At 51.9% G+C, this 12,566-nt stretch carries 8 protein-coding genes; 6 read left to right on the top strand and 2 right to left on the bottom strand.

The annotated features are described in order from the left end of the window. The first annotated feature begins 1 nt into the window (after position 1). The gene (locus ONB24_05825) at positions 2-1,369 is read left to right on the top strand and encodes a sigma-54 dependent transcriptional regulator (protein MDZ7315624.1); all 1,368 of its coding nucleotides are present in this window, start codon (positions 2-4) and stop codon (positions 1,367-1,369) included. 138 nt (positions 1,370-1,507) lie between these two features. Continuing rightward, on the top strand, positions 1,508-2,293 hold the full coding sequence (locus ONB24_05820) for a sugar phosphate isomerase/epimerase (protein ID MDZ7315623.1): 786 nt from the start codon (positions 1,508-1,510) through the stop codon (positions 2,291-2,293). Positions 2,294-2,316: 23 nt separating this feature from the next. On the opposite strand, the gene ONB24_05815 is transcribed toward ONB24_05820, so the two are convergent. Together ONB24_05815 and ONB24_05810 are read right to left on the bottom strand one after the other, a co-directional pair. Next, complete coding sequence (locus tag ONB24_05815; GenBank protein ID MDZ7315622.1) at positions 2,317-3,348, bottom strand: DUF2334 domain-containing protein; 1,032 nt, start codon at positions 3,346-3,348, stop codon at positions 2,317-2,319. A gap of 22 nt (positions 3,349-3,370) precedes the next feature. Continuing rightward, positions 3,371-4,912: a DoxX family membrane protein gene (locus ONB24_05810; GenBank protein ID MDZ7315621.1), complete on the bottom strand. Its 1,542-nt coding sequence runs from the start codon at positions 4,910-4,912 to the stop codon at positions 3,371-3,373. Between the two features lie 214 nt (positions 4,913-5,126). Here ONB24_05810 and ONB24_05805 point away from each other — a divergent pair, with 214 nt between their 5' ends. The 4 genes from ONB24_05805 to ONB24_05790 all read left to right on the top strand — a co-directional run bounded on the left by ONB24_05805 (position 5,127) and on the right by ONB24_05790 (position 12,419). After that, positions 5,127-8,897, top strand: a complete 3,771-nt coding sequence (locus ONB24_05805; GenBank protein MDZ7315620.1) for a C25 family cysteine peptidase — start codon at positions 5,127-5,129, stop codon at positions 8,895-8,897. 19 nt (positions 8,898-8,916) lie between these two features. Next, the gene (locus tag ONB24_05800; protein ID MDZ7315619.1) at positions 8,917-11,190 is read left to right on the top strand and encodes a hypothetical protein; all 2,274 of its coding nucleotides are present in this window, start codon (positions 8,917-8,919) and stop codon (positions 11,188-11,190) included. Between the two features lie 87 nt (positions 11,191-11,277). After that, entirely contained in the window at positions 11,278-12,177 is a 900-nt protein-coding gene (locus tag ONB24_05795) for a universal stress protein (GenBank protein ID MDZ7315618.1), read from the top strand. Between the two features lie 11 nt (positions 12,178-12,188). Beyond that, on the top strand, positions 12,189-12,419 hold the full coding sequence (locus ONB24_05790) for a hypothetical protein (protein ID MDZ7315617.1): 231 nt from the start codon (positions 12,189-12,191) through the stop codon (positions 12,417-12,419). Positions 12,420-12,566: the final 147 nt, after the last annotated feature.

Raw genomic sequence — 12,566 nt, 5'->3', positions numbered from 1 at the left:
TATGAACGAGCCGCTCAACATCCTGATCGTCGACGATGACGAAATGATCCGTCACACCTACGCGCTCATCCTCACCGAGCACGGCTATGACGTGACGACCGCTGCAGACGGCGCCGATGGACTCGAACAGCTGCAAAAAAGAGATTATGCAATTGTTTTCGTCGATTATCGGATGCCGGATATGGACGGGCTCCAGTTTCTCCAGAGTGGCAAGGAGTTGGCGCCGCGTGCCGAGTTTGTTCTAGTAACCGCCTTTTCCAGCATCGAAACGGCGGTAGAAGCAATCAAATTGGGAGCCTTTCATTATCTCGATAAACCGAGTTCCTCGGATAAACTCGTCCGATTGGTTAAAAAGATCGAAGAAGAGCGGTCGTTGTACAACATCGATCCTGAATCAGGGCTTCATTTAACCTTCAACGGCGCTCCTCTGACCATCATAGGCAAGAGTGAGCGCATCCGCAGGGTCTATGATCTCATCCTTAAGGCGGCGCCGACCGACAGCACGGTGCTCATCCTCGGCGAGAGCGGGACCGGCAAGGAGCTTTTCGCCAAAGCCGTGCATGCCGCAGGACCCCGACGCGACAAACCGTTTGTGGTCATGGACTGTAGTACGCTGGTCGAGACTCTGTTCGAAAGCGAACTTTTCGGCCACGTCAAAGGCTCTTTTACCGGCGCAACGGAAACCAAACACGGCGCCTTTGAGATTGCCCACAGCGGCACCTTTTTCTTTGATGAAGTCGGCAATATCCCGCTAAGCATTCAAGCCAAAATTCTGCGCACGCTGCAGGAAAAGGAAATTCGCCGCATCGGCAGCACACAGACCATTCATGTCGATGTCCGTGTCATCGCCGCCGCCAATATCGATCTTAAAAAGGCGGTGGAGGAGGGACGATTCCGGGAAGACCTTTACTATCGTCTTAACGTTATACCCATCGAGCTTCCGCCGCTGCGTGAACGTCGCGAGGACATTCCTCTATTGGCAAATTATTTCCTCAAGCAATTCAAAATAAAGCGTCGTAACACGCCGGTCGAAGGTTTTTCCGATGAAGCGATCGAGCTTTTTCTCGACTATCCTTGGCCCGGAAATATCCGCGAACTGCAGAACGCCGTCGAGCGGGCCTTGGTTGTCGAGGAATCCAATTTGATCCGTCCTGCGAGTTTGCCGCCGCACATCCGTCGTCAAGTCGAAACTAAAGCAACGGAAGTTTTGTCTTTGGCTGATGTAGAGCGCGAGCACATTCGCAAAACGCTTGCGGCAGCGGGATACAACATCAGCCGGGCAGCCAGACAATTGGGCATCGACCGCAAGACGCTTTACGAAAAAATTCGGCGTTACGGCCTCGACCTGCCGTCTGATATGGAAAATTAGTCAAAGAAAGGGTGAGGATCAGTGGATGGAAATGCCTTTAGTATAGACCGCCGGTCATTTTTGAAAATGGGGCTTTGCAGCCTCGGTTTTTCAATCATGTCTGGACGGGCAATTTCCGGCTCTGCGGGAAAAGAAGATTTGTCCAAGAAAATGCGATTCGGGCTGGTCACCTATCAATGGGGGAGAGATTGGGATCTGCCGACCTTGCTGAAAAGCTGCGCGGCAACCGGATACGAAGGCGTTGAGTTAAGAACACGACACGCCCACGGAGTCGAACCGTCGCTGACGCGCGAGCAGCGGTCTGCGGTAAAGCGACTTTTTCGCGAAAGCGGCATCGTCTGCGTCGGCTACGGCTCCAACCAAGAATACCATTCGCCGGATCCGCAGGAGCTGCGCAGGCAAATTGAAGGCACCTTTGAGCTGATCAAATTATGCCATGACATCGGCGCCTCCGGCGTCAAGGTAAAGCCGAACGATTTGCCTGACGGCGTGCCCGCGGAAAAGACCATAGCCCAAATCGCAGCATCCCTCAATGAGATCGGCCGCTTTGCACACGATTACGGCCAGGAAATTCGCGTCGAGGTGCACGGTCGGCTGACGCAGCTGCCGCAAACCATGAAGGCAATTTTTGATCAAGTTACGGAAAATAACGTCCGCATTTGTTGGAACTGCAACCCCGAGGATCTTGTTGAGCCTGGCTTTGAGTATAACTTTAATTTGCTTCGCCCATGGTTCGGCTCAACGCTCCACGTACGCGAACTCGACGATGCGGATTATCCCTATCGGCAGCTGTTCGATCTTCTCAAGGCTACCGACTATTGCGGCTGGGTCTTGTTGGAGGCGCGCAGCGAACCGCAGGATCGCCTGGAAGCCATGCGGCTCCAAAAGCAGCTTTTTATGCGGTTAATGGGGATGGGAAAATAGACAGAATCGCTATCGGCGCAAGTTTAGGGGATTCTATTCTGCACAAAAATGCGGTAATACTGGGTCGGCGTGAGAAAGGTAACCTTTTTTTCGACAAGAAAATCGAGAATTTTTTGGAATTCTTGGAACTGCGCCTCTTTCCATTGATGCGGATGAATCTGAAAGACGTACATTTCGCGCATCGGATCATAGCGCTTGGCGAACTCTGCAAAACTGGGATTAGGCGTTGGATATTCGATTTCTCCCGCTCGTTTCAGAACCAATTTGGAGCAGGCAGGATCGCCGAAAAACCAAATCAGAATATCAGGGTCTTTATTTATAATGCGTGTGGTGGTCTTGTCAAACGCGTTACCGGGCGCACCGAAGGCTCTTAGGGTCAGTCCAAGTTTTTCTCGGGCCAGTCGTTGGGTTTTGCGCAAACTGGTTAACTGATCGGCTTCCGAGGTGCGATAGAATTCAGAGGGCTTGTCGGGATTCGACCCCGCAGATCCGCTGATTTGGTGCGTAAAGCCGTGATTAAAAATCTCAAAAGTGCCGTCGGCCATCAAATCCTTCACCATTCTGCAAAACTGCGTATCCGCTTTTTCCAAATAACTACCGATAATACCCAAAGCGGCTCTTGCTTTTTTAGAACGAATCAATTCGATGAATCGAAACCATCCCGCAGGCAGAACCGTCTTGCGGTCCCAAATCAGGTCGTCGGCTTTGAAAATGATGATTTGCCGATGCACATAAATGTTCAGCTCGACTGTAAGGGCGGACGGCTCGTTTGTCTCCGCTGTCACCAAAATGCGCGCCAATCCCCCCTCAGAAGGTGCAAAAAATACGATTCCCGAATCGGTCACCTCAATGCGGCCCACTTCTGCCGCCCAATGTAAAGATGCAGGAGGGATGCCGCTTAAAGAAGCAGGGGTAGGAATGAAAACTTGCCGCTCTGCGAAAACGGTCGAGACAATAGGAGTGTATGGGGCATAGCCGTCATCGACTGCAGACGGATTCTTGGCGCATGATACAAGCAGAAGGAAAAACAAGGGCAGGCAATAAACCTTATTCAAAGGGCACATTTCCGCACGCCTCTCACGCTCTCCAAGGTCGTTTACGAGCAGACAGATCACCCGAAAGAATTTCTAAAACAATGTTGACGTCTTCGACGATCTGAAAATCATACATGCCGGCACAGATGAAATCGGCGCCGTTGCGGAATGCGTAAGAAAATCCATCCTTCGGCTCGATGGCGCCCGCGGCCAACGTTTTAAACGCGATCCACGGTTGTTCGAGCGTTTCCATATAGGCGATGGTCTCTTCCGGATTCTCGCACCAAATGTTGTCGTTTTGGTTGGCGATATTGGCCGACCAGTAATGAGTATGATGCAGGGTTTTTACCCAAAAATCCGGCAGAATGCCGCGCTCGACCACGGCCTTGACCGTTTCGAGCTTATGTGCGCCGATTCCTGCAGGCAAACCGTTCGCTCTCGCCTTGACCAAGAATTTTTCGAACGTGTCCAAATCTCCTTGTTCCACCAGCGCATCGGCAATGCCGCCCTGAACATAGGCCGCACAAGCGCCGCCGTCGATCGAGATCTCCAACCCGTCAATGGGATTGTTCCACCCGCAATCGGAGATGAACTGAATCGTCCCTTTTTCCTTGCGCCAATATTCATTGATGACGCGGCAGAGCTGCGGATTGGTCAATATCGTATTGATGCCTGCCTTTTCCGCCAGCCAAAACGTATCGAAAATCTTACGGTCGGTGTGATAAGCTTTGACCAGTTTGCTCACGTAAATTAGATCGCGCGCATGCGCCCAGCCGCCAATCAGATTGCCGCCCAGAAACAGGCGGCTGATTTCAAGATTTCCAATTTTGCCTTTCGGAAGTTCACCTTTCAAATCCCGCAGTTCGGTAAACTGAAAGGTTTTGAGGGTCGCGCCGGTCGTCCCGTCGGTTTGGCCGCGAATTTTTTCCGCAAGCAGGTGCTTCTCTTCGTAGCTTTCCCATCCCTGTTTGCGTACAAACGCATAAACGAATCCGCCGAACAACGGCATCAACGCCAGACTCTTGAGAATTTCGCGACGCTTCAGATCTGCGGCAGATTTAACCTTAACATCCGCTTGAAGAGCTTTCTTTTTGGATTGTCGAATGGTTCGCATAACGCTCAAGAGCCCCTCCAAACCGAAAAGACGACCGGTTGGAATGAGCACAAACAGCAGGAGAGCGAACATTTCGATGAGATTCTTATCCACCAGCAGATAGCTGCCTTCGGCCGGCATACCGACGCCGTATCCGGGTATGGGCGGATTGGCGACATAGTAAAGCGCCAAGAGCAGAAATCCCGCACCGGCTGCAAGCCGCGTAAATACGCCCAAAAACAACCCCAACCCGATGAGGAGCAACCCCCAAATGTTCAATTGGTCGACAACCGAAAGCAGCGCAGGCGAGTCGGCAATGCGATGAAAATAATCTGCAAAGAGCCATTTCGACCGGGCAAGAAAAACAGCCGAAGACCAGCCCGGATTAAAGAGCTTGACGGCTCCTTCGTACATAAAGTGCCAGCCGATCAGCATGCGCAAGATGACCAAAACCGTCTGCTGGGCGGTGGAAAATTTATTGGAAGAGGACATGGGCGACAAACTCCTATTTTTAAAACAAAATAGCCAACTTTAACATGATAGTCAAGATGATTTAAACTTTTTCTAAACGCGATCCTTTGCTTGATAAATGCTCAATAATTACCTAAAGCAAATAATGATTCAGTCGCTCGAATGACAGCAAATTACTTTTTCTTTCCAAAAAGAGTTTTATTTTTCAAAAATATCAACAAGGGAGGCTTGACTAGTGGGCAAAAAGCCGATTGAGATTCTTGGGATTGCAACCACTGTTATATACATAACCTTTGCTTCGATCCTGGCAAAAGAGTCTTGTGCACCGGTTGTGCTGGAGCAGGACGAGCGGCACGTTGTCTTTTCTTTTGTTACCCCGTCGGTTTTGGTTTCTCCCGCTGAGGGAATCGGAGGAATGGATTATTGTTTGCCCTCTATTGCCGGTTGTTCTCAGAACAGCGTCCCCGGAGAACCTGCTTTGCCGCAGACGGGGCTTTGGTTGACCCTACCCCCGAACACGCTCGCACGATTGGAAATCATCGACCAGGAGATCGAGACGAGACGGCTGCCGCGGATTCTGCCCGCTCCGCGGCTGGAAACATCCGCATTCTCAGAGGACAGAACCCTCATCTACGATGAAGGCGAAGTCTATAAACGATCGACGTTTTTCCCATCCGCCCATATTGTACTTGGCAAGGAAGGCCTGTTCCGCGGCCAACGCATGATCAGTTACCGCTTCTTTCCCCTGCGCGTCAATCCGATGACCGGCGAGGCGCAGTTTTGCCGATCCTTGAAAGCAGCCGTCTATTTTGACGCAGTGCCTGGAAGAGACCGCGAAATCCGTCTTACGGACACGACTCCCGATCCTTTGCTGTCCGCCTTGACGATTAACCATCAATCCGTGCCCAAAATTTTGCAGAAAGCCCAAGCTGTCCCCCTTGAAGACTATTTTCTTGACCGCGGCACAGAATGGTACAAGCTGACTATCCCGCAAACCGGCCTCTACCGACTGACGGCTTCGGATCTTCGGCAGGCGGGAATGCGTTTGGAAAGTCCACCTCGGCGTTTGGCTCTCTTTTGCGACGGTAAAGAAGTCGCTGTGCGAATGCAATGCGCTTCCCTCGACCGGTGGAGCGACGGCGATGCTGTTGAGTTCTTTGCAGTTGCCTACAAAGATTACTATAACAGCGAAAACGTCTACTGGCTGACGCCGGACGGCGGCAGCGACGGCTTGCGCATGCAGGAACAGGATGCATATCCCAAAGGCGATGATTTAATCAACCGCGGCATCGCGACCTATCGCCTGGAAATAGACCGCATCCGGCGCGCCGACTTTCCCGGTCATACCGACAACGAGCGGTGGTTTATGGACGATTTGCGCGCCCCCAAAACGCTCACCTATCCGCTGCCGATCAACTCGATCGATCCAAGCGGTGCAGCCTTTTTAAAATTTAGAATCCAGGCTTATGCCCAAAGTCAGAGCGTTTTCCCCGATCATCATACCCAAATCTTGATCAACGATCAAATTGTCTATGATAAATTTTGGGACGGACGCGTGACGCTGTTCGACTCGACCGTTTTTTCAACCCAACTGCTCAAGGCAAGCGGAAATACGCTGAAAATTGTCGGGCCGGGCGACACAGACTCTTTTCTCGATTGGGTGCTTGTTGATTGGTTCGAGCTGCGTTACCCGCGGGTTAATTCGGCGGACTCTGAGGCGCTCTATTTTACGTTGAACCTCGATGCACCGAAAACCGTGGTTTTGCAAAATCTCGCGGGAACCGTTGATCTGTATGATGTGACCGATCCCTTTCAACCGAAGCGGCTGGTTAATGCGGAACAACAAGGGGATAGGCGCCTTTTCCGTCTGCCTCAAGCCGGAGTCTATGAAATTTTTGCCGTTCAGCCGCCGCAAAAGCTCAAACCGTCCAAGATATCTGCGGATGAGATCTCTTCGCTCAGGAAAACTCTTCGCCAGACGGACTATTTTATGATCACCGTCCCCGAGTTTGTTTCCGCCCTGACGCCGCTGGCTGAGCGGCATCGGCAGGATGGCCTCAATGTAGCAATTATCGACGTTCAGGACATTTACGACGAGTTCAATTACGGCAAAAAATCAGAGCGCGCGATTCGCCGATTTTTGACCTATGCCATGCAGATGTTTCCGCTTCCTGCGCCGCGTTATGTGCTGCTGGTCGGCGATGCAAGCTGGAATCCCCGTCGACTGAATTCTTCCAATCCCAATTACGGCGGCGAGCAGGCCACGGACTTTATCCCGACGCGCCTTTTCGAGAGTCTTGTCGACTATTTCGAGGCGTGTTCAGACAACTGGCTGGCGTGCGTCGACGGCGAGGACGATATTTTGCCTGATCTCCTGGTCGGGCGCCTGCCTGCCCGTTCAGCCGACGAAGTGCGGCAAATGGTACAGAAAATACTGCTCTATCATCAAACAGCCGCCGAACCTTCAATGCGGCGTGCCGTGTTCGTCGCCGATATAGGGGAGGGCGGCACAATGGCTTTTGAAGACACCTCTTCCTCGCTGGCGTCGCGCTTTGTGCCGCCCACGGTGTTAGCCGAAGCCCTTTACATCAGCCGTTCGTCCGCAACCGAAGTCAGAAAACGCCTCCTGGAAATCTTTGGTGAAGGAGCATTGACCATAAACTACTTTGGCCACGGCAGTGTCGGCAATTGGTCCAAGCATTCCATTCTTACCCGTGCAGAGGTACCGTTGCTGCCTCGAGGCCGTTTTTTCCCTTTTGTTTTCACCATGAGCTGCATCAACGGCTACTTTGCCGATCCCAATCCGGCCAACTCTTCGCTGACGGAAATGCTGTTCAATCAGGATCAGGCCGGAATCATCGGCGGCTTTTCGGCAGCGGGCGAAGCCTATCCCTCGCCGCTTTTTCCCCTAGCCCGCATGCTCTACGATGCGCTCTATCAAAAAGGCATTACCAGATTGGGAGAATTCTGTACCGCCGGTCTGTTTACCATGTACGCCGACTATCCGTTTTTCGACGATCATGTGCGATTTTACATCCTTTTTGGTGATCCTGCGTGCCGACTACAGTATCAGCCCGAACGTCTTGCAGATGCCGGTTTTGCCGGGCAAATCAGATTCAACGACGGACGCAAAGTGAAAGGAAAAACGCTGACGGCTTTTATCAGCCGACAAACCGTAGCGCAAACGACCATAAATTCCGAAAAAGGCGCATTCGGGCCGATTTATATTCCGCCGGATAATCCGGAAACACCGGTACGCGAAGGAGGCGTTGCCGGCGATACGGTGACGTTCGTTTTCGATTACCCGCAGAATCCGACCCAGCTCTTCCCTACGGCGTTGTGGAAGGGCGGGCAACTGCAGCGCCTGGCTCTTTCCGAATTTCCAACTTTCGTCGCCGAACAGCCGGAGGTCAAATTTTTCATTAACGGTGAGGCCGCCGAACCAACATTTGCAGACGGTGATCCGTTGCAACGCGATGCGGTGATCGAAATTCGCTTTCAATGCTCGCATGAATATGGAAGCGGCGATCCCGTCGTGCGCCTCAATCGACAGATTCTTGATCTGTCCGCAACTCGGCGTCCCATCACCGACGGCCTTGCCTTTACCTTACCGGTAAATACTTTGTCGGATGGTGAATATGAGCTGTCTGTCCACGAACCGGAATCAGCCGCAAAGCCGCTTGGGGTCCTCCGTTTTCGCATCGCCTCGACGCTCCGTCTGCTGGATGTCGTCAACTTTCCCAATCCCTGCGCCGACCAAACCGTCGTTTCTTTTGTACTGGAAAATGACAAACCGGCGCGAGTAACCCTCAAACTTTTTACGATTTCCGGCAGGCTGATTTACAAAACTGAAGGCGAGGCGACCGTCGGCTATAACGCCATTCCCTATGATCTTTGCGATACCGCTGGTGAGAAACTTGCCAACGGACTATATTTCTACAGGCTGTCCGCTTTCGACGGTGAAGAAAAAGCTGAGGTCATCGAACGTTTGGTCGTCATGCAATAAGAGGATTTGGAATCTGCTGATGGTTCTGATTTATATGCAAAGAGGATGGGAAAGCAAACCTGCTCCGCGTAAGGCTTGGAAGATAATCCGTATCTTGTTGTTCCTTCAGCTCGGAACTTTAACAGGTTGGGCGCAGGAACCCTTGCGATTTGAGCCGATTCGTCTTGCGCCGATCGATTCAATTGTTTCTTACTCGCGCGCCGTCTTTGATGTCGGTACCCGCTTTTCACCAAACGATACGGTTCTTCTTCTGCCCAAAGTCGAAGGATTGCAGGTTACATCGGTCGAAACAAAAAGCATTCACGAATTGGAGGTCTCTTTTCGACTTGACGCGGAGGTTGTATGCTGCGGAAAATATCAATTTGCAATTTGTGATTCCAATCTGCAGCGAAAAGCCGTTGCCGTGCTGGACATTCTTTCTCCGACCCCGCCAATGATTGATTCCATCCGCGTTGCTGTTCTGGGTAGAAAGCTCATTGATACTCTTCTTGTTGACCCGGCGCGACCGCTTACCGCCCATTTGTGCCTTTTCGGCAGACGTCTGCCCCAGGACGCTCAGATTGAATTTGCCGATCCGGCCATTACCGTAAAACAAGGCCGCTCTCCGAACACTTTTGATCTGACTGGCGCTTTGTGCGTTGAAATCGAAATCAAACCGGAAGCGGTTTTGGGAGAAGGATTGCTGACGCTGAAAAGCGCTTTCGCGCCTGCAGGCGTGAAAAAGCTCTTTTTGCGTTCACCCAGGCCGCCGCGACTTTTTTCCGAGATCAATGACCTGACGGCAGACGGTAAAAGCAGAACCCTTTTGCTCGAAGGCAGCGACTTTGCCTTGGGAGTGAAGGCTAAACTGACCGGTATGCCGGTCGATTTGCGCAGCCGCCGCATTTCAGCGGACAAACTCGAAATCCGCTTTTCCCTTCCTCTTCTGGAGGAAGCTGTGCGTTGTCGATTGATCGTCGAAAATCCCGACGGCCAATCCGATACCAGCAACATCTTTTTGGTTCTGCCGACGCCGTTGGCGCCTGCCCGCGCCGAACCCGTCGACCAATCGCTCCTTTTCGCCGGCAGACCGACCCGCCTGCTGATTACCGCCGCCGTCGATAGAAATCGCCGTCTGCAAAAAAGCAAAACCTACGAGATTGTGATTGATTCACAGCGCTTTCCAGTTCAGGTGGTCACCTCCGACAGCACCTGCGAGGCGGAAATCGAGGTGCCGATTTCACTTGAAAATCGTCTCCAAAGACAGCATGTCTTTACGCTGCAGGAAACGGGGCGGCCGCCGCAGTGGCGCGGTGTATTCAGCAGCCGCCTGCCGCCGCGTATCGATTCCATTTCGAGTAATCTCATCCTCCATCCGGGAGACAGCCTGACAATAATGGTAAAGGGAGCTCGACTCAAAGACATGCTGCTCGGTATCGCGGATCCTGAAGTCACTTTTCAGATACTGGAGCAGCGGGAGGACTTTGTGCGGGTAACGGCTGCCTCCACGATGCGCGTACGGATCGGCGATTATCCGCTGGAAGCCTATATCCAAGGTACGGTCTTTACGTTCGAGGCCTTTCGTCTTTCCATACGCCCCTGGCAGCCCTTCAGTGAGTATATTGTTTTTCACCTTTCATCCTCGGGCGATTTGCCTCCGGAATCCTGCTTCCGCGGCGTGGAAAGCACCCATATCATTAAAGCGGGAGAGATGATAACCGTTCGCATCAAACCGTCGCGAATCAATCCTAAATTGGGTACGCAAAAGCTGTTGATCAACGGCGTGCTGACCGACTCGAGCGGTGCCGTGCGCGCCGAATCTCTCGACAGCCGCCGCATCGCCGTTTCCGCGGGAGACGACGAGATCACTTGGAGTTGGCGGGGCAGAGAGCGCATTCGTTCCGGCGATCGATTGGAAATTACTCTGCAGAACCCCGGTAATCAAAACCGCATTACCGAATATTTTGTTGTCGCGCCGCATTGGTCCGAAGCTTTTCACGGCTCGACCTCCTTTATTCTGTGCAAAATACCGTTCGGCGGCGGCGATGAAAAGACGCAAATTCTCAATTCAATCGGACTGGGAGTAAGCTGGCAGCCGTTCGTTAAAAAGCGGTTTTTTGAAGTCGACGCCGCCTTTATTGTCGGTAATGCCAGGTATGATAAAAGCGACTATTCCGTTCAAGTCGGTACCGGAATAAGCGCCATTCTTTGGCAGCATCTGCAGCTCGGCATCGGCGCCAATCTGACCGGACAGTCGTCCTCAAAAGGCTTTATCTTCATCGGGACGCGATTCAAACTGCCGATTTCGTTATAGAATATGTTGCATCTCGTTTTAATTTTGAATATTTTACGCCGTTCCTGCATCAAATAATCAAAATGAACTAAAAGCCGCAGGTGCCTTATGGAAATCAAGAACATTTTGGCGCCCTTTGATTTTTATGATTCGTCTCGGCGCGCTTTCATTTATGCCGCGGCATTGGCAAAGCGTTTTTCAGCGCACTTGACCTTATTCCATGTCGTTACCCTTTTCGACGACGATCCCTACGACCCTCAATTCTCATTTCCACATCTCGATGAATTTTACAAGCATCTCGAAGAGCAAGCCGGTGGTCAATTCGAAAAGTTAATTGCCGAGAATCAATCGGCAGGATTAAATGTCAGCTATGTCGTGCAAAGAGGGTTCAGCCCTTACGAGGAGATACTCCGCTTCGCCGAAGATAATCCCGTCGATTTGATCGTTATGGGCACGCACGGCCGCACGGCGTTGTCGCGTTTTTTCCTCGGCAGCGTTACCGCCAAGGTCGTTCACCATGCATCCTGCCCGGTGATGACCGTGCGAATGAACGTCAAAACTCCTACCGAGTCGATCACGCCGAAATTCAAGCGTCTGTTGGTGCCGACCGACTTTACGGAGCCGAGCAGCAAGGCTCTACATTTGGCCTGCGGACTGCTGGAAGAGGGCGGAACGATCTTTTTACTGCACGTGATCGAGGGTTTGGTGCAGCCGGCGTTTTTTGCCGCCGACGGCGAACTCATATATGAAATCACGCCGCAAATCCGCGATAACTCGGAGGCGCTTCTTAAACAGTCCGCCTCACAAGTGCCCGCGGGAATTGACGTGCAGACCGTTACGCTCGAGGGATCCATTGCCCATGAAATTCTCGAATACGCCGAGACGCAGAGCATCGATCTGATCGTCATGGGTACGCATGGTCAAAATGCCCTTAGCCATTTGTTTATCGGCAGCGAAGCGAATCGCGTAATCCGCAAGGCTTGCTGCCCGGTCATTACCGTAAAATAGAGGAACTTTTCATGGAATGTTGTGCCGAGGTATTGCAGCGTCTCTGCGATGAGCTTGCCGAAGACATCGATTCGGAGTTGTGCATAGAGTTGAAAAAGCATTTGGAACAGTGTGAGGAATGCCGCACTCAACTCGAATCGATGAGAACACTGGTGCATCTGTTCCGCTCTCTGCAGGAAAAAGAAGTGCCGGAGGCAGTGCATCAACGGCTTTTAACGCTCCTCAACGTGCCTGAGGTTTAAGCGCGACTTTTTGCTTGACAATCGAAAACGGTTTTTGTAATATAGGGTGACATCAAGTTCACCCTTTTTTGTTTTTGGAGAGAGGATGGAGAAGCTTACGCGACGCCAACGAGAGGTGCTCGAGACCATCATTCGGTTGATCAATGA

This window comes from candidate division KSB1 bacterium (assembly GCA_034505495.1).
Lineage (GTDB): Bacteria > Zhuqueibacterota > Zhuqueibacteria > Residuimicrobiales > Krinioviventaceae > Fontimicrobium_A.
Note: the sequence above shows the minus strand (reverse complement) of the source record. Positions and strands in the feature narration are given on the sequence as shown.

What these genes read in the sequence shown, in the direction of transcription:
- ONB24_05825 (MDZ7315624.1), top strand. Translation starts at nt 2, where the DNA reads ATGAACGAGCCGCTCAACATCCTGATCGTCGACGATGACGAAATGATC.
- ONB24_05810 (MDZ7315621.1), bottom strand. Translation starts at nt 4,912, where the DNA reads ATGTCCTCTTCCAATAAATTTTCCACCGCCCAGCAGACGGTTTTGGTC.
- ONB24_05800 (MDZ7315619.1), top strand. Translation starts at nt 8,917, where the DNA reads ATGGTTCTGATTTATATGCAAAGAGGATGGGAAAGCAAACCTGCTCCG.
- ONB24_05795 (MDZ7315618.1), top strand. Translation starts at nt 11,278, where the DNA reads ATGGAAATCAAGAACATTTTGGCGCCCTTTGATTTTTATGATTCGTCT.
- ONB24_05790 (MDZ7315617.1), top strand. Translation starts at nt 12,189, where the DNA reads ATGGAATGTTGTGCCGAGGTATTGCAGCGTCTCTGCGATGAGCTTGCC.